The organism is Nocardiopsis alborubida, from assembly GCF_012396365.1.
Lineage (GTDB): Bacteria > Actinomycetota > Actinomycetes > Streptosporangiales > Streptosporangiaceae > Nocardiopsis > Nocardiopsis alborubida.
The window spans coordinates 1-15,320 of the sequence record NZ_JAAXPG010000024.1 but is presented as its reverse complement, the minus strand read 5'-3'; the positions used below and the strand labels follow the sequence as shown (position 1 = coordinate 15,320).

Genomic DNA, 15,320 nt, shown 5'->3' with positions numbered 1-15,320 from the left:
GGGCGCGTGGTGGGGGCCATGATCCCAGAAACCGCCGCCCAGTAGGCGTTTCCTGCCGGAACCGGCCACCTGATGAGGACGGGAACCGTCCTCGTCGTCCCTTTCCGGCTCGTCCTACCCCTGGCCGGTCGCCGGGAGGGCGCTCTCCACGAGGTCGCGCAGTTGGGAGCGGGCGGTGACGCCCAGCTTGGGGAAGCTCCGGTACAGGTGTGAGCCGACCGTGCGCGGAGAGAGGAAGAGCCTCTCGCTGATCTCCCGGTTGGTCAGCCCGCGGGCGGCGAGCCTGATGATCTGCTGCTGTTGCGGGGAGAGCCGGGAGAGCGCGTCGGGGGCCGCGTCCGTGACGTCGAGTCCGGCGGCGCGCGACTCGGACCGGGCGCGCTCGATCCACGGGCGCGCGCCCAGGCGCCGGAAGGTCCGCAGAGCCTCGGTGAGCGGCCCCCGCGCCTCGGTGACGCGTCGGCGCCGCCGCAACCATTCGGCCAGGTCCAGCAGGGTCTGGGCGCGCTCGAAGGGCCAGTGCTCCAGCCGCGGGTCGGCCAGGGCCGCCCGGAAGTGCGCCTCGGCGTCCTCGGGGGCGGCCAGGAGGGCGCGGGCCCGGCTGATCAGCGCGCGCAGGCGGGGCGAGGCGCCGTCCGCGAGCGCGTGCGCGGACCGCTCGACGATCGCGGCGGCCTCCGCACTCCGGCCGCTGCGCGCGGCGGCGGCGGCCAGGTCCGCGAGGGCCGGGTAGGAGGCGTGGTAGTGCACCGGAGCGCCGTCCGCGGTGAAGACCGTGCGGAGCTGGTCGTACGCGTCCTCGTACGCGCCCTCCGCGACCGCCGCGGCACCGAGCGCGCGACGGGCGTAGACGGACACGGAGCGGCTCTCCGTCGGATCGATCAGGGCGAACACCTCCCCGGCCCGGGCCCGGGCCGCCGCCGTGTCCCCCTGGTAGGCCAGCACGGTGGCCTCCACCGCGGCCGCGCACGCCACGGCGTGGTCGAGGCCGGCCGTCGACCCGACGGCGGCGGTGCGGGCGCAGACCTCGCGGGCCTGTCCCCACCGTCCCCGTTCCACATAGCTCCAGGCGGCCGCGCCGCCCAGGCCCTCCGGCAGCGGCCCCTGCGACTTCCAGCGGTCGAACGCCTCGTCGAAGGCGCGGACGGCCTGGGGGGTCTCGTCCAGGAGCCAGGCCATGACCGCGAGGGCGGTGAGCCGGTCGGGATGGCGCTCCGCCTCGCAGACCAGCCGCGGAAGCAGGGAGAGGAGTCCGGCCCTGTCGTCGAAGGGGTCCGACACGGCCCTCACCCAGGCGCGCAGCCATGCGTGTGACGCGTCCCCGGGGAGTCGCTCCAGGACGGCCTGGACCCGGTGCCGTTGGGTGTCCTCTCCGGAGTAGAAGCGGACCACGGCGGCGTCGGCCAGCAGGCCCAGTGCGGTGGCGGGCTGGGAGGCCGCCGCCTGCTCGGCGGAACGGACCAGCCGGGAGAAGACCACGCTGTGGCGGACGGTCAGCACCGCCAGCCGTCCGACCTGCACGGTGAGGGATGCCAGCAGCGACGCGTCGTCGGTGTGCGCGCGTGCCTCGGCGGCCAGTTCCTCGACCCAGGTGATGTCGCCGGTGAACACGGCCGCGGCGGCCGCTTCGACCAGCAGCCTGGCCCTGTCCTCGCGCCGCGGTGCGAGTTCGGCGGCGCGTCGCAGGGCGCTGGCCGCCGCCGCGTGGCCGCCGCGACGGCGGGCCCGGCCGGCGGTCCGCTCCAACTCCGCCGACACGGCCGCGTCGGGGCCCGGGCACGCGGCGGCGAGGTGCCAGGCACGCCGATCCGGTTCGTCCCGCAGTATCTCGGCGAGTGCGAGGTGGGCCTCGCGCTGTGAGGCGGGGGACGCGGCGTGGTACGTGGCGGACCGGGCCAGGGGGTGGCGGAAGCGGACGTCCCGGCCGGTCCGCCGGACCAGCCCGGCCCGCTCGGCGGGCAGCCACGCGTCGTCCTCGGCGTGCGGCAGCCCGACCGAGGCGGTGATCGCGGAGTCGACGCTGTCCATGGCGGCCAGGAGCAGCAGGGCCCGCCCGCTGGAGGCGGGGAGGTCGTTCAGCCGGGCCGCGAAGACCCCCTCCAGGTGATCGGTGAGCGGGAGCGGCCCCTGGGAGGGCGGCCCCGGGTCCGCGTCGTGCGCGGCGGACGCCCTCGTCAGTTCGGTCAGCGCCAGCGGGTTGCCGCCGGCCTGGTCGAGGATCCGCGCTCTGACCCGGCCGACGGGGCTCCTCGACTGCAGGTCCAGCAGCTGGTTGGCGGCGGCGTCGCCGAGCGCTCCCAGGGTGAGCGTCGGCAGGCGGCGGTCGAGCCCCGGCAGGCGGTCGCCGGCGCGGACTCCGAACAGCATCGTCACCGGTTCGCCTTCCAGCCGTCTGGCGGCGAAGGACAGCACGTCCAGGGAAGCACGGTCGAACCACTGCGCGTCGTCGAGCACCACGAGCACGGGACGCCGGTCGCCCAGGGCTGAGAGCAGGCTCAGGACGGCGACCCCGATGAGCATGGGGTCGGGCTCCGCCGCGGCCGACCCCGCGCCGAAGGCGCCGCGCACCGCCGTGCGCTGCCTCTCCGGCAGCGCGTCCACCCGGTCCGAGAGCGGCCTCAGCAACTGGTGCAGCGCGGAGAACGCCAGGCTCGACTCCGACTCGCTCCCCTCCGCGCGCAGGACGCGGGCGCCGCTCGCCTCGGCCCGGCGCGCCGCGGAGTCCAGCAGCGCGCTCTTGCCCGTGCCCGGGTCGCCGACCAGCACCAGGACCCGGTCGGTCGACGCAGGGTCCACCGCGCGGAAGAGGCGCGCCAACTCCGTGTCCCGGCCGACGATCGGTTCCGCTGGGTCCGGGTCGGGCCTCGTGACCGCACCGGGGCCGCCTGTGTGCTCGCCCACGGGTTCTCCAGGAGTCGTGGCTCCCCGGTCGGAGCCGCCTTGCCTTGGCCCACCCAGGCTACAAGCGGCGGCACCGGTGCCGGGGCGTGTGCGCAGGTGCAGTCACGTGACGGATACCGCGTGCGCCGAGGCCGCCCGTAGGGTCCCAGGAAAGCAACCGAATCACTGGGGAAACCTCATGGAACAAATGAAACTCGGCAATGTCACGATCACCCGTGTCTGGGAGTACTACGGTTCCGTGGAAATGACAGCCGACACCTTCTTTCCGGAGGTGTCCAAGGAGGTCTGGGACGACGGCGCTCCCTTGCTGAGCCCGCATTTCGTGGATTTCGAGGCCGATACGGTGAACTCGGCTATCCAGACCTGGGTGCTGCGCAGCGAGGGCAAGACCATTCTCGTCGACACGGGCGTGGGCAATCACAAGGATCGCCCGTACGCGCCCGTCTGGAGCCGCCTCGAAACCGACTTCCTGGCCAATCTCGCCCGCGCCGGAGTCGCACCCGAGGACGTGGACATCGTGGTCAACACACATCTGCACATCGACCATGTGGGCTGGAACACCTACCTGGACGGCCGGAACTGGGTCCCCACCTTCCCCAACGCCACCTACCTGATGCCCAAGGCCGACTTCGACTTCTGGAACCCCGAGAACGGCCACGAACCACGGCTCGGCCGCGGCAACCAGAACGTCTTCGAGGACAGCGTGGCCCCCGTGCACGAGGCCGGTCAGACGCTGCTGTGGGAGACCAGCCACCAGATCGACGCCGACCTGCGCCTGGACGCGGCTCCCGGGCACACCCCCGGCTCCTCCGTGCTGACCCTGGCCTCCGGAACGGACCGGGCCGTGTTCGTCGGCGACCTGCTGCACAACCCGGTGCAGATCCTCGAACCGGACGCCAACAGCTGCTTCTGCGAGGACCCCGCGGGCGCCCGCGCCACCCGCCGCGAGGTCCTGGGCAGGGCGGCCGACGACAACGCACTCGTGATCCCCGCGCACCTGGGCGGCCACGGCGCCGCCGAAGTGGTGCGCGACGGGAGCAAGTTCGCCATCAAGGGCTGGGCGCCCTTCGCCCCGTACACCCAGCAGGGCTGAGACCAGCGGAAAGGCATGCCTGTGAACCACCACCCCGACCCCGTCGTGACCACCGCGCAGGGAGCGGTCCGCGGCCGACGCCAGGACGGCGTCACCGCCTTCCTGAACATCCCGTACGCCGCCCCTCCCCGCAGCGCCGACCGGTTCGCGCCGCCGCGGCCGCACGAGCCCTGGGACGGCGTACGGGACGCCACCGTGCCGGGGCCCAACGCGCCGCAGTCCGAACGCGGTCTCGGCAGCGTGGACATGTCCCCCTACTTCGGCGACGGTTGGAGCCGCGGGGACGACTACCTCACCGTCAGTGTCTGGGCGCCCGAGAGCGCGGACGGCGGCCTGCCCGTCATGGTGTTCATCCACGGCGGGGGATTCGTCGCCGGATCGACACGCTCCGCGATGTACGACGGCAGCGGCTTCGCCCGTGACGGCGTCGTCCTGGTCACCCTGAACTACCGGCTCGGCATCGCCGGGTTCCTCGACATCCCCGGAGCACCCGCCAACCGCGGCCTGCTCGACGTCGTCGCCGCGCTGCGCTGGGTCCGCGAGAACGCCGCCGCCTTCGGCGGCGACCCGCACGAGGTCACCCTCTTCGGCCAGTCGGCCGGAGCGACCATCGTCGGCGCCGTCCTCGCCACCCCCGAGGCCACGGGCCTCTTCCGGCGGGCGATCGTCCAGAGCGGCAGCGGACTGGGGGCGTTCACGACCGAGCAGGCGGCCCGCGTCACCGAGGCCGCGTCCGAACTCCTGGGCGTGCGGCCCCATGCCGACGCCTTCGCGCAGATCCCCGACGACCGCCTGGTCGAGGCCGCCTCCAAGCTCGCGGGCATCGACCTGCGGACCGAGACGCACCACGACCCGCTGATCGGACTCAGCCCCTTCAGCCTGGTCCTCGACGCGCAGCCCGCCGCATCCGTCGCCGCCGGGCTCAGCGCGGACGTCGACCTGCTCATCGGGACCAACACCGAGGAGGGGAACCTCTACCTGGCCCCCGTGGGCGCCTACTCCACCTCGACCGCGTCCGACGTCGACGCGGCCGCGGCGCGCTCGCACCCGGATCCGGCGCGGCTCGTCCAGGAGTACCGGAGGGCACGCCCCCAGGCGTCCTTCGGCGAGCTGCGGTCCGCCGTCATGGGCGACGCGCTGTTCGGCGCGGGCAGCTGGGCCCTGGCCAGCGCCCATGCCTCCCATCCCGCGTCCGCCACCTTCGCCTACGAGTTCGCGTGGCGCTCCGACGCCCTGGACGGAGAACTCGGCGCCGCCCACGCGGTCGAGCTGCCCTTCGTCTTCGACCTCGCGCACCTGCCGCGGTTGCGCGGACCAGGCGGTCTGCTGGGCCGCGGCGAGCCCCCCGCGGACCTGGCCGCCCGCGTCCACGGGACCTGGATCCGGTTCGCCAGGACCGGCGACCCCGGCTGGGCCCCCTACGGCGACGAGCGCCGGGCCACGATGCGCATCGACACCGAGTGGACCCAGGTCGACGACCCCCGGGGCCGGGAACGGCGGGCCTGGATGACGTCGTGACACTCCGGCCGGGAGGAGGACGGCGGGCCCCTTCGCCGCGCGTGTTGGCCAGGGCGTCCGTTCGAGCGCGCGGACAGGGCGGGCGGCGCTGACAGGTCCGGTGCCGTCGTCGGCCGGGGGCGGTAGCGGGGCGACACCGCGGGCCTTCGCCCCGCTACGGGCGCGGTGAGGGCTCGGGGGCCGCGAGGCGCAGCTGGAGGCGGGTGAGCTTGTCGTGGGCGAGGGTGCCCGGCTCCGCGCTGAGCATGACCACGCGCAGGTCGGTGCCCGGCACGTCCAGGGTCTGGCAGTCGAGGTCGATCACGCCGAGTTCGTCGTGGTCCACGCGTTTGCGCAGCGTCGCACGCGGCCGGACGTCGTGCCGCCGCCACTGCGCCGCGAACCCGGGATCCCGCTCGGCGAACTCGCCGACCAACCGCCGCAGCGCGGAGTCGTGCGGGCGGCGGGCCAGCGCCTCGCGCGACTGGGCCGCCGCCTGCGCCTCGAACCCGCCCGCCGCCTCCGGAGGCGCCGAGCACACCGTCCCGCCCAGGCGCATGGACAGCCGCAGCACGTTGCGCTCGGCCGGGGGCAGCGCGCCGAAGTCCGTGATCAGCGCCGCCGCCAGGTCGTTCCAGGCCAGCACGTCGTGGCGGGCGTCACAGACGTAGGCGGCGACCGGGCCGAGCCGGTCCAGCAGGGCCAGCACCCCCGGAGGGACCTGCTCCACGGGGCCGGGCCGTGCCGGCGGCGCGTGCCCGGCGAGCCGGGACAGGTGGGCCCGTTCCGCCTCCGACAGTCTCAGGGACCGCCCGATCGCGTCGATCACCTGCGGTGACGGGCGCGGCGCCCGGGCCTGCTCCAGCCGCTCGTAGTAGTTCACCGATACCCCGGCGAGGTCGGCGACCTCCTCGCGCCGCAGCCCCGGTGTGCGCCGGGCGCGCCCGCCCGCGGCTTGGGGAAGGCCGACCTCGGCCGGGCGCAGGGCCTCGCGGCGGGCGCGCAGGAATCCGCCGAGTTCTCTCTTGTCCACGCCCCCAGCCTGCCACGCGCGCGGGCGGCGAGCCACGGACCACTGGTCCGGGGACGACGCGGCCGTTCCCCCGCGCGGCGCGCCCCGTCAGTGTGGTGGATGACGGACCGAACAGCGGAGACCGAACAACGGAGGCGGACATGGACCGATCACCCGAACGGGCCGAAGGCACGACGATCCTCATCACCGGCGGCACCGGCAACACCGGCCGTCCCCTCACCGAGGCGCTGCGGGCCCGCGGCGTGCACGTGCGCGTGGCCAGTCGCAGGCCGGGGCCCGGCGGCGTGCCCTTCGACTGGGCGGACCCGACCACGCACGCCCGGGCGCTCGCCGGGGCGGAGGCCCTGTACCTGGTGCCGCCGCCGATGACCCTGGACCCCATGCCGTTGGCCGGGCCGTTCCTGAGGGCCGCGCGGGCCGCCGGGGTGCGGCGCGTGGTGCTGCTCGGCTCGCTGGCGGAACTGCCCGGGGTCCGGGGCGTCGCGGAGCTGGGGGAGACCGTGCGGTCGTTCCCGGAGTGGGCGGTGCTGCGGCCGTCGGGGTTCATGCAGAACTTCACCGGGGCGCACCCGGTGGCGGTGGGCATCCGCGAGCACGGCGAGATCCGCTCGGCGACCGGTGAGGGGCGGCTGGGCTGGATCGACGCCGCCGACATCGCGGCCGTCGCGGCGGAGGTGCTGTCGGCACCGGGGCCGGTGTCCGGTGAGCACGTGCTCACCGGGCCGGAGTCGTTCGGGTACGCGCGGGCGGCGGCGGTCATCGCCGAAGCCGTCGGACGGCCGGTGCGCCACACGCCCGCCCCGGCGGCCGAGCTGGTCCGGCGCAACGTGGACGCGGGTATGCCGGAGCCCTTCGCCGCGGCGCTGGTCGGGGTGGACGCCGCCATCGCCGGGGGCAGCGAGGACCGTGTCACGGACACGGTCCGCCGTCTGACCGGCCGCCCGCCCCGTACCTTCGCCGACTTCGTCCGCGCACGCAGCGCGGAGTGGTCAGCGAGGTGAGGGGGCGGGCAGCGGAGGAAGGCGGTCCTGCCGTACCCGGCCGCGACGCGCCACCGCGCGCAGGCCACCGCGGACGGCTGCCGCCTGGACGGTCTCAGGCGGAGGCGCGGGCGATGGTGCCCGCGGTGAGCGTGGCCAGCATCTCCTGTAGAGCGGTCACGAAGTCCAGCTTGAACGCGGTGAGTGAGGGGTCGGCTTCGTAGGCGGCGAGCATCGCCGGGGAGGGCCGTGCGTGCGTCCACACGGCGCCGACGGCCATGATCATGGCCGCGGCCAGTTGCGGTGCGCTGTCGCCCAGCTCGGGAAGGTGCCGGCGGGCCAACGCCGCGATGTCGGCGACGTTGGCCACGGCCGCGCGCTTGTAGCGGGCGGCCACCTGCGGGGAAACGTTGTGTTCCAGTACGCCCGCCTGCGCGCTCAACAGGTCGCACAGGACCCGGCGCCGGGCGAGGGAGTCCGCGATGACGGCGGCGAACTGTTCCGCACGCCGGCTCACCGGAGCGTCCTGGTCGATGCCGGCGTGCGCAAGGGCGGGCAGGTCGGCCACCCACTGCCGCCAGGCGCGGTCGAGCAGCTCCAGCAGGATCGCCTCGCGCGATTCGAAGTAGCGCAGCACGTTGGACTTCGCCAGCCCGACGCGGCGGCTCAGCTCGTTCAGGCTGATCTCGCCGATGGGCATCTCCTCAAGCATGGCGGCGGTGGTGTCGAGGATGGCCCGGCGCCGTATCCCGCGCTGCTCCTCACTGCGTGCGCGCTGGAAGTTCGTCATGTCCCCAGGTTACAGACTGCCGGTCTTTTGACATCAGACCGGCAGTCTTTTATGTTGGGGCGCAGTCGAACAGACCACCGGTCTGAAAAGGTGGAGGGTCTTGGGCCGCGCACCGGGACCGGCGCCCTCCATCGGCGAAGCCGTCGACGGAGGCTGTCTCGACGTCGTCGACCAGCTGCGGACGGCATGCTCTTCCAGCCCGGTGCCACGACCCTGCCGAGCGCCGCGTGGCCGAGCACGAGACCAACGAATCCGAGGAGCGTGACAACGGTGGACCACTGGACTCCCGACGACATCCCCGACCAGACCGGCCGCACGGCGCTGATCACCGGCGGGAACAGCGGGATCGGGCTCGAGACCGCCCGCGCGCTCGCCCGGCACGGGGCCCGCGTCATCCTGGCCGGCCGCAGCCGGACCAGGCTGGACCAGGCCGCGGAGGCTGTGCGCGCCGCGACCCCCGGGGCCCGGACGGACACCCTCGTGCTCGACCTCTCCGACCTCTCCTCCGTCCGCGACGCGGCCACCCGCATCGCCGAGACCGAGACGGTTGACCTGCTCTTCAACAACGCCGGAGTGATGAACCTGCCCGAGCGGCGGACCACCCACGACGGCCTCGAGATGACGGTCGGCACCAACCACCTCGGCCACTTCGCCTTCAACGCCCAGGTCTGGCCCGCCGTGCGCCGCTCGTCCGCACCGCGCGTGGTCACCGTCAGCGCCATCGCGGCGCGGTGGCCGACGGGCGGACTGGACGACCTGATGAGCGAGAAGGGCTACCGTGCCATGGGCGCCTACGCCAAGTCCAAGCGCGCCAACATCGTCTACACCCTCGAACTCGCGCGCCGCACCGCGAGCAGCCCCGTCGAGGCGCTCGCCGTCCACCCGGGGGCGGCGATGACCGGTCTGCAGCAGCACGGCAAGGGCGCTCTGAGCCGCGTGGTCACCCCGATCGCCGCACGCCTGCTCATGGGCTCGGCCGAGGGTGCGGCCTGGCCCTCCCTGTACGCGGCGACCAGCCCGTACGCCCAGTCGGGCGGGTTCATCGGCCCCGCCGGGCGGGACCAGACCTCCGGCACTCCCCAGCCCGCCAAGCTCCCCGCGGGCGCCGACGACCCCGCGGAGGGCAGGCGGCTGTGGGCGGAGAGCGAGCAGCTCACAGGCGTCCCCTTCGACCTCGAAGCCGGGGCCGCCATCTAGGGTCCGTTTTCACAGGCGGCCAGGGACCATGGCGGCGTGGTACGCCGCCATGAACCCACTGATGCCGGATGGGCCCCGGTCGCCCCACGCCCCGCCCTGCGAGGGCGGGGCGGAAGGGTCATCGGCCCGACCGGGCGGAGAGCCGTGGCGAGAGCATGCGTCCCACCGCGCGCAGCAGGGCCCGGAACTCGGCCCCGTTCGGGCGCACGCCCAGGCCCGCGTACATGAGCGCGTTCCCGTACTCGGCCATGAGAACGATCCGGCCGTTCTCGATGTCGAACCGCGTCACATAGGTGTTGCGGTAGGGCTGGCCCGTGCGTGCGACGACCATGTCGCCGGTGCCGTGGAAGAAGAGCTCGCCGCCATCCGGTGAGACGTGCCATGCGTGGTCGCGCCACAGCAGCGGGGTGAACTTGTCGAACAGCGCGCTCGTGTAGGCGAGGACCTCGCTCCTGCCCTTCACGTCCGCGACGCAGAGGCCACGCCTGCGGCCCGCGATGATGTCCGCGACGCCGTCGGGGGTCGTGGCGCCCCGGGCGTGCATGAACAACTGCCGTGCGTCGTCGGCCAGGGTCCGGCCCACGGCCTCGATGTCCTTGGCCTCGACGGCGCGGATGAACTCCTGGGCGATGTCGAGCCCGGTGTGGGTGGCGGGCGTCGGTTTCCGGTCATTCATGAGGGCTTCCGATCGTTGTGTCCTGCGGAGGATCCGGTTCGGGCGTCCCACGACAGCAGGGGCTCACCGAACGACCGGGGGAGCCCGAAGGACGCGAAGCGGGGCGTCCACCAACGCGTGAACTCGGACTCGTAGGCCGGGAGCCGCTCGGAGAAGGCGGCCAGGTCGACGCCCTCGTCGAATTCGAGGTAGACGATGAACTCCGCGCTGCCGTCGTCATCGGGCTGGAGCCACATCCGTTCCCGGTGGTAGCCGACCTCCCGTGCCCTGGTGTCCAGGCCGGGAAGGTGGTCCCTGTTCAGGGTGGCGAGGAGGTCCCGGAACCCCTGGACGCGGTTCCCGGGGATCGGGAAGGTCCACGCTGTACTGGTCATGCCGTCTCCTTGGCCTCGGGCGGTCCGCCGCGCGTTCGGGGCGGTCCTGGCGAACCGGGTGCGCCTTCGATGATCCGGGGCGCCGGTGGGGGGAGGAAGGCCACGTCGAGGGTGGTACTGGCGGGACCACGTTCGCCCACCGATCCAGGGCCCGGGGGGCGGAGATAATGGGGGCTATGCCGAACAGCGACCGGACCGAGTTCGGGGAGTACCTGAGGCGGCGCAGGGCCGCGATGAGTCCTCCCGACCCGCAGAGCGGTGTGCGGGTGTCCCGTCGGCGGGTTCCGGGGCTCCGCCGCCAGGAGGTCTCCGATATCGCGGGTATCTCAGTGGAGTACTACACACGCCTCGAACAGGGCAGGGCGCCCCGCCCCTCGCGCGAGATCCTCACCTCGCTGGCACGGGCGTTCGGGCTCTCGGACGCCGAACGCGACCACCTCTTCCGGCTGGGTGGCGAGTCCCCGCCCGGACCGGCCTCTCCCGCCTCGGTCATCCGCCCCGGGTTGCTGCGTCTGCTGCGGGGCCTGGACGACACGATGCCGGTCACCGTGCACGACGGGCGGCTCGACCTCCTCGCCCGCAACAAGGCCGCGCGGGAGCTGCTCGGGACCCTCACCGGCGGCGGCCCCTTCGGGCGCAACATCGCCTACCAGGCCTTCACGACCGACGTGATCGCGTACCTGCTCGGAGGCGAGGGTTCGGAGAGGTTCCTGCGGGTCGCGGCCGCGGAACTCCGTATGGCACTGAGCCGGTACCCCGACGACGCCTACCTCCGCTCCCTGCTCGCCGAGCTCACCGCTACCAGCCAGAGCTTCCGCGACCACTGGGAGGAGGGGGAGGTCAGCGTTGCGAGGTCCGCGGTCAAGCAGATGCGCCACCCGGCCCGCGGGTGGGCCCGCTTCGAGATCGAGGTGCTCCACGACCCTGAGCGGGACCACTGGATCATGCTCTACACGCCCCATGGCGAGGAGTAGTCCCTCGCGCCGGACATCAGCTCCGCCCCTCCCTGTCCGATCCGCCGCGCCGTCCGCTGCCCCCTGACAGCACCCGTTCCCCGGGTACGGCGAACGGCACCAGCGGCACATCGGGCATCATCCGGCCCAGCGTCCTCAGCAGGGCCGCTGTGCGCACGGCTGGTTCCGGTGGCAGCGTGTCCGCGTCCTCGGCGACCGTCCGCCGGACTCCGGCCACCTACAGCACTGTTATGTTGTCGACCGCGAATCCGGCGTTCCTCCCCTCTCGGGCGCCGGAGTCGGGTCACGGGTGCGGTGAGGAACGAGGACCACAGGTGAGGAACGAGTCGCGGATCGCCAGCCGGGTCCGTCCGGAGGCGGTGAGCTGGGTCGGTCTGGGGCTGGTCGGCGGCGGAATCCTGCTCGCGGTCGTCGACATGGTGCGGTTCCCCCTCATGGAAGAGAAGGTGACGACCCCCGACGGCAGCCTCTGGTGGTTGGCGGCCGTGTTCCTCGGCGCGATCGTGCCCTGGCTGGTACTGCGACGCGACACGTGGGAACGCGAACCCGGACCGGCCACACGCCTCAACCGGAGCCGTAGGGTGTCCCTTCTGGCGGCGAGCGTGCTGCTGCTGTACGTGACCCACACCGCCTTCTCGTCGACGGCGTTCCCATGGACAGCGGAGGACCAACAGGTCTACAGAACCGATGCGGCCGGAGTCTCCCTGTGGACGGCGACCCTGGCGATCACCCTCGGCTCGGTGCTGTTGGCGGTCGCAGCGCGCCAGCCGAGGCTCTGGCCCCTGCCCGGTTCCATACCGCCCATGGCCGGAGGCCTGGTCCTGGTGCTGCTGTTCGAGCTCGGGCTGGGGGCCGCGGCCCTGTACCAGCCGACGGAGCACACGGTCGCCGATGCCGGCCCGGACGCACCCGCCCCGGTGCCGAGCGATGTCAGCGAGGTCGGTTGGGAGTGGGAGGTGCCGCAGGGCGTGTCCGTGCGGGGCGTGGAACCCGGACCGTTCGGCCCGCTCCTGGTGCTTGAGGACGGTGTCGTCGCCCTGGACGGCTCCTCCGGCGAGGTGTTGTGGAGCTACCGGCACCCCTACGACGATTGGGCGCGGGTCGTGGTCTCCGACGGCGGAACGCGGGCGATCGTCACTCGACAGCCTGTCGCGGACCGATCGCGTGATCACCACGTCACCGAGATCGACACCGTCACCGGAGGGATCCTTCGCGAGTTCACCGTGCCGCCGCTGCTTGACGAGAACGAGAACGAGGACGAGGACGAGGACACCCGCGTCGACTTCCTCGCGGGCACGTCCGAGGTGAGCCTGTACTCCTGGCAGGGCATCGATGAGGGGCGGAGGATCCGGGTACACGCGGTGGACTCCAACGAGGAGCTGTGGTCCCTCACCGTCCCGGAGCCGCGAGGCCGCATCTGCTCGACCCTCAGAGGCTGGTGGAACGGCGGGAACTTTCTGTTGCACGAGGACCAGGTCCTCATCACGTACTCGTGCGCGGACGAGGACCGGCTCGATGAGGACACCACGCTCCAGGACCTGAGCTACGACCACGGTGAACCGCTGACCGGTGTCGTCGCCGCGTTCGACGCCCGCACGGGTGAGGAGAACTGGGTCCGTGAGTGGGACGACACGGACACGGACTTCGACATCTCCGTGGACCGTCCCGTCCCGGGCTCGGGCTCCCACCCGGTGGTCGTGGCGCGGGGCCGCTACCGGACCGACGTCCCCCGGGTGCTGGACCTGCGTGACGGTTCGGACACCGTAGGGCTGCCTCCGGAGTTGATGGACCCGGAGACCGGGATGAGCCGCGACTTCGAACACGTCGTGCGAGCCGGCTCCGAGGGCACGGTCCTCCTCGCCCGGGGCTCCGCGGACCAGGGCGACGGTGACGAACACGACCCCTTCGTGTTCCATCGTGTCTCCGTTTCCGGCGAGGTCATCGCCACGGCCGAGATGCCGTTCAGCACGGTCTTCCTCGACCAACTGCCCGAAGCCGTCGCTCTGGAGGACGCCGTGATCATCCCGCGCCTGGAGTACGAGGAGACGGGCACGGAGGAGACCATCCCCGCCGTGATCGTCATCCCCTACGACGCGGGACCGGACGCCGTACGCACCATCCGGTTCGACGAACCGGAGTTCACCTCGTATCCCGGCACGCACGGCGCACGTACCGGTGACCACCGGGCGATCCCCGTCCCCGGGGCGGTCGTGGCCTACGTCCAGGGCACCGAGACCACGATCGTCCGCGGGCTGGTGGGCTGAAGTAGCGGTCGTCCCCGACCTTGTCCTCACGCATGGTGCCGAGAACGGCCACGGCCTGTTCCCTGCCCCACCACGCACAGACGTTCCGGAAGAGTTCGGCGCGTACCGCCGGGGCCGCTGCGGCTGCCGGCCCCTGGCGATCCGGGCCTGGCCGAGACCGTCAGGCGGGCGGGCCTCGCGTGGGTGGCGTTCGGCGTCGACGCGGAGCGGACCGACCGGATCAGTCGCTACGAGCACATCGCGGAGGTGCGCGCCGCCGAGTGCGGCGCGTACGCGGACGATGAGGTTCTCAACCGCGGCCAGCCCTTCGGCGGCCTGGGCGCCGATGTCCAGAACGGAACCGAGATCCAGGCCCCGGGTGCGATCGGCGAGTACCCGGCCCAGGTCTTCGCCTTCGAGAAGCTCAAGCACCAGGTACACGTGCTCACCGTGTCTGCCGATGTCGAACACTCTGGCGATCGAAGGATGGTCCAGGCGGGCGGCCGCCCGGCCCTCGCGTCGTAGGCGGTGCTCCAGTTCCTCGGGGGCGTGGTCGAGGACGAGCTTGACCGCCACGAACCGGTCGGGGGCGAGGTCCAGGGCGCGCCACACCTGTCCCATCCCTCCGTGACCGAGCCTGGAGTCCAACCGGTACCTGCCGTTGAGGGTCACCCCCTGGCGCATGTCCACCTCGCCTCGTCCATGAGGATGATTGTGGAGCGGGGACCGCTGCGGGGTAAGGGGTTTCGCCTGAACCGGGTGTATCCGGCTCGGCGGGACACCACTGATGGACAAGCCCGGGACCACGCGTGGCGGGGCGGCTGCGGGGTGCCAGCGGGCGGACGAGGGGACGCCCCGCCGCGGGCTCGCAGGGACACGGGAGGGCGAAGTGGTCCGCGAGGCGGGTGCCCACCTGTACTGGGCCTTGCACCGCGGAGCAAAAACGGAGCACACACCGGCCCTCAACGGCGTTCGACGGCACTGCGTGAGGCCCTCGGAGGCCGTGTTCGCTTCGGAGAGCGAGGCCGGAGTGCCCGGTTCGTGTCCATCCCGGGTGCGGGCCCCAGTCCTCGGGACGTCCTTTCCCGGCGGCCTTGGCCTCGGCCGTGGAGTCCTTGACCAGGCCGGTCGCCCGGACCACTGCCAGAGCGGGGGCCACCTCGAACTCGCCTCTCTGACGTCTCACGTACTGCGAGTCCTGGCGGGCGGCGAAGGCCAGGGCCGCGTCCAGGGCCTAGCGACACTCCTCCTCGCCTCCGGTGGCGCTCTCGGCCAGTTCCAGGGCGCGGTGCGCGAGAAGGGATCCTTCGTTCCACTCCTTCGTGGAAGGCCGCAGGTCGGGGACCTCAGGACCCTCTCGGTCTCCTTCTCCGTGGCGGACAGGTGGGGCAGCAGCAGGCCCAGACCGTCGTCGTCGATGAGGTCGGGGTAGTCGATGCGGTCCCAGGCAGTCCCGTCCCACCAGTAGGCGAAGCCCTGTTCACGGTCGTTCTCCAACGCGGTGAACCAGGTCCAGGGCACCCGCCCTGCTGTCCGCGGGGGGGGGGGGGGGGGGGGGGCGC

13 protein-coding genes and 1 pseudogene are annotated in these 15,320 nt (G+C 72.9%); 6 read left to right on the top strand and 8 right to left on the bottom strand.

Annotated elements, in window-relative coordinates; translation table 11 throughout:
- Positions 1–114 precede the first annotated feature (114 nt).
- Complete coding sequence (locus HGB44_RS22710; protein WP_061079182.1) at positions 115–2,901, bottom strand: ATP-binding protein; 2,787 nt, start codon at positions 2,899–2,901, stop codon at positions 115–117.
- A 187-nt stretch (positions 2,902–3,088) separates the two neighbouring features.
- Here HGB44_RS22710 and HGB44_RS22705 point away from each other — a divergent pair, with 187 nt between their 5' ends.
- Positions 3,089–3,994, top strand: coding sequence for an MBL fold metallo-hydrolase (locus HGB44_RS22705; RefSeq protein ID WP_210752046.1), 906 nt, complete (start codon positions 3,089–3,091; stop codon positions 3,992–3,994).
- Between the two features lie 15 nt (positions 3,995–4,009).
- A complete protein-coding gene (locus HGB44_RS22700; protein WP_210752037.1) occupies positions 4,010–5,512 on the top strand; it encodes a carboxylesterase/lipase family protein in 1,503 nt (500 codons plus the stop codon).
- 154 nt (positions 5,513–5,666) lie between these two features.
- On the opposite strand, the gene HGB44_RS22695 is transcribed toward HGB44_RS22700, so the two are convergent.
- Positions 5,667–6,524: a helix-turn-helix transcriptional regulator gene (locus HGB44_RS22695; protein WP_061079179.1), complete on the bottom strand. Its 858-nt coding sequence runs from the start codon at positions 6,522–6,524 to the stop codon at positions 5,667–5,669.
- A 140-nt stretch (positions 6,525–6,664) separates the two neighbouring features.
- Here HGB44_RS22695 and HGB44_RS22690 point away from each other — a divergent pair, with 140 nt between their 5' ends.
- Positions 6,665–7,525 (top strand): Rossmann-fold NAD(P)-binding domain-containing protein, encoded by an 861-nt coding sequence (locus HGB44_RS22690; protein WP_061079178.1) that lies wholly within the window; start codon positions 6,665–6,667, stop codon positions 7,523–7,525.
- 94 nt (positions 7,526–7,619) lie between these two features.
- Here the strand turns inward: HGB44_RS22690 and HGB44_RS22685 are convergent, their stop codons facing one another.
- A complete protein-coding gene (locus tag HGB44_RS22685; RefSeq protein ID WP_061079177.1) occupies positions 7,620–8,294 on the bottom strand; it encodes a TetR/AcrR family transcriptional regulator in 675 nt (224 codons plus the stop codon).
- A 270-nt stretch (positions 8,295–8,564) separates the two neighbouring features.
- Between HGB44_RS22685 and HGB44_RS22680 the strand changes: the two genes are divergently transcribed.
- The gene (locus HGB44_RS22680; protein ID WP_061079176.1) at positions 8,565–9,491 is read left to right on the top strand and encodes an oxidoreductase; all 927 of its coding nucleotides are present in this window, start codon (positions 8,565–8,567) and stop codon (positions 9,489–9,491) included.
- Positions 9,492–9,609: 118 nt separating this feature from the next.
- Here the strand turns inward: HGB44_RS22680 and HGB44_RS22675 are convergent, their stop codons facing one another.
- Complete coding sequence (locus tag HGB44_RS22675; RefSeq protein ID WP_061079175.1) at positions 9,610–10,167, bottom strand: nuclear transport factor 2 family protein; 558 nt, start codon at positions 10,165–10,167, stop codon at positions 9,610–9,612.
- Positions 10,164–10,541, bottom strand: coding sequence for a hypothetical protein (locus tag HGB44_RS22670; RefSeq protein WP_061079174.1), 378 nt, complete (start codon positions 10,539–10,541; stop codon positions 10,164–10,166). The genes HGB44_RS22675 and HGB44_RS22670 overlap by 4 nt, the downstream gene beginning before the upstream one ends.
- A gap of 176 nt (positions 10,542–10,717) precedes the next feature.
- Between HGB44_RS22670 and HGB44_RS22665 the strand changes: the two genes are divergently transcribed.
- On the top strand, positions 10,718–11,515 hold the full coding sequence (locus tag HGB44_RS22665) for a helix-turn-helix transcriptional regulator (RefSeq protein WP_231972302.1): 798 nt from the start codon (positions 10,718–10,720) through the stop codon (positions 11,513–11,515).
- Between the two features lie 16 nt (positions 11,516–11,531).
- On the opposite strand, the gene HGB44_RS22660 is transcribed toward HGB44_RS22665, so the two are convergent.
- Positions 11,532–11,732: a hypothetical protein gene (locus tag HGB44_RS22660; RefSeq protein WP_168444117.1), complete on the bottom strand. Its 201-nt coding sequence runs from the start codon at positions 11,730–11,732 to the stop codon at positions 11,532–11,534.
- 97 nt (positions 11,733–11,829) lie between these two features.
- Here HGB44_RS22660 and HGB44_RS22655 point away from each other — a divergent pair, with 97 nt between their 5' ends.
- Entirely contained in the window at positions 11,830–13,779 is a 1,950-nt protein-coding gene (locus HGB44_RS22655) for a hypothetical protein (protein WP_061079172.1), read from the top strand.
- Positions 13,780–14,130: 351 nt separating this feature from the next.
- Here the strand turns inward: HGB44_RS22655 and HGB44_RS32870 are convergent.
- Both HGB44_RS32870 and HGB44_RS22640 read right to left on the bottom strand, forming a co-directional pair.
- Positions 14,131–14,379, bottom strand: a pseudogene (locus HGB44_RS32870) (protein kinase domain-containing protein); the annotation flags it as partial.
- Positions 14,380–14,940: 561 nt separating this feature from the next.
- On the bottom strand, positions 14,941–15,279 hold the full coding sequence (locus tag HGB44_RS22640) for a hypothetical protein (RefSeq protein WP_168444116.1): 339 nt from the start codon (positions 15,277–15,279) through the stop codon (positions 14,941–14,943).
- Between the last annotated feature and the right edge of the window lie 41 nt (positions 15,280–15,320).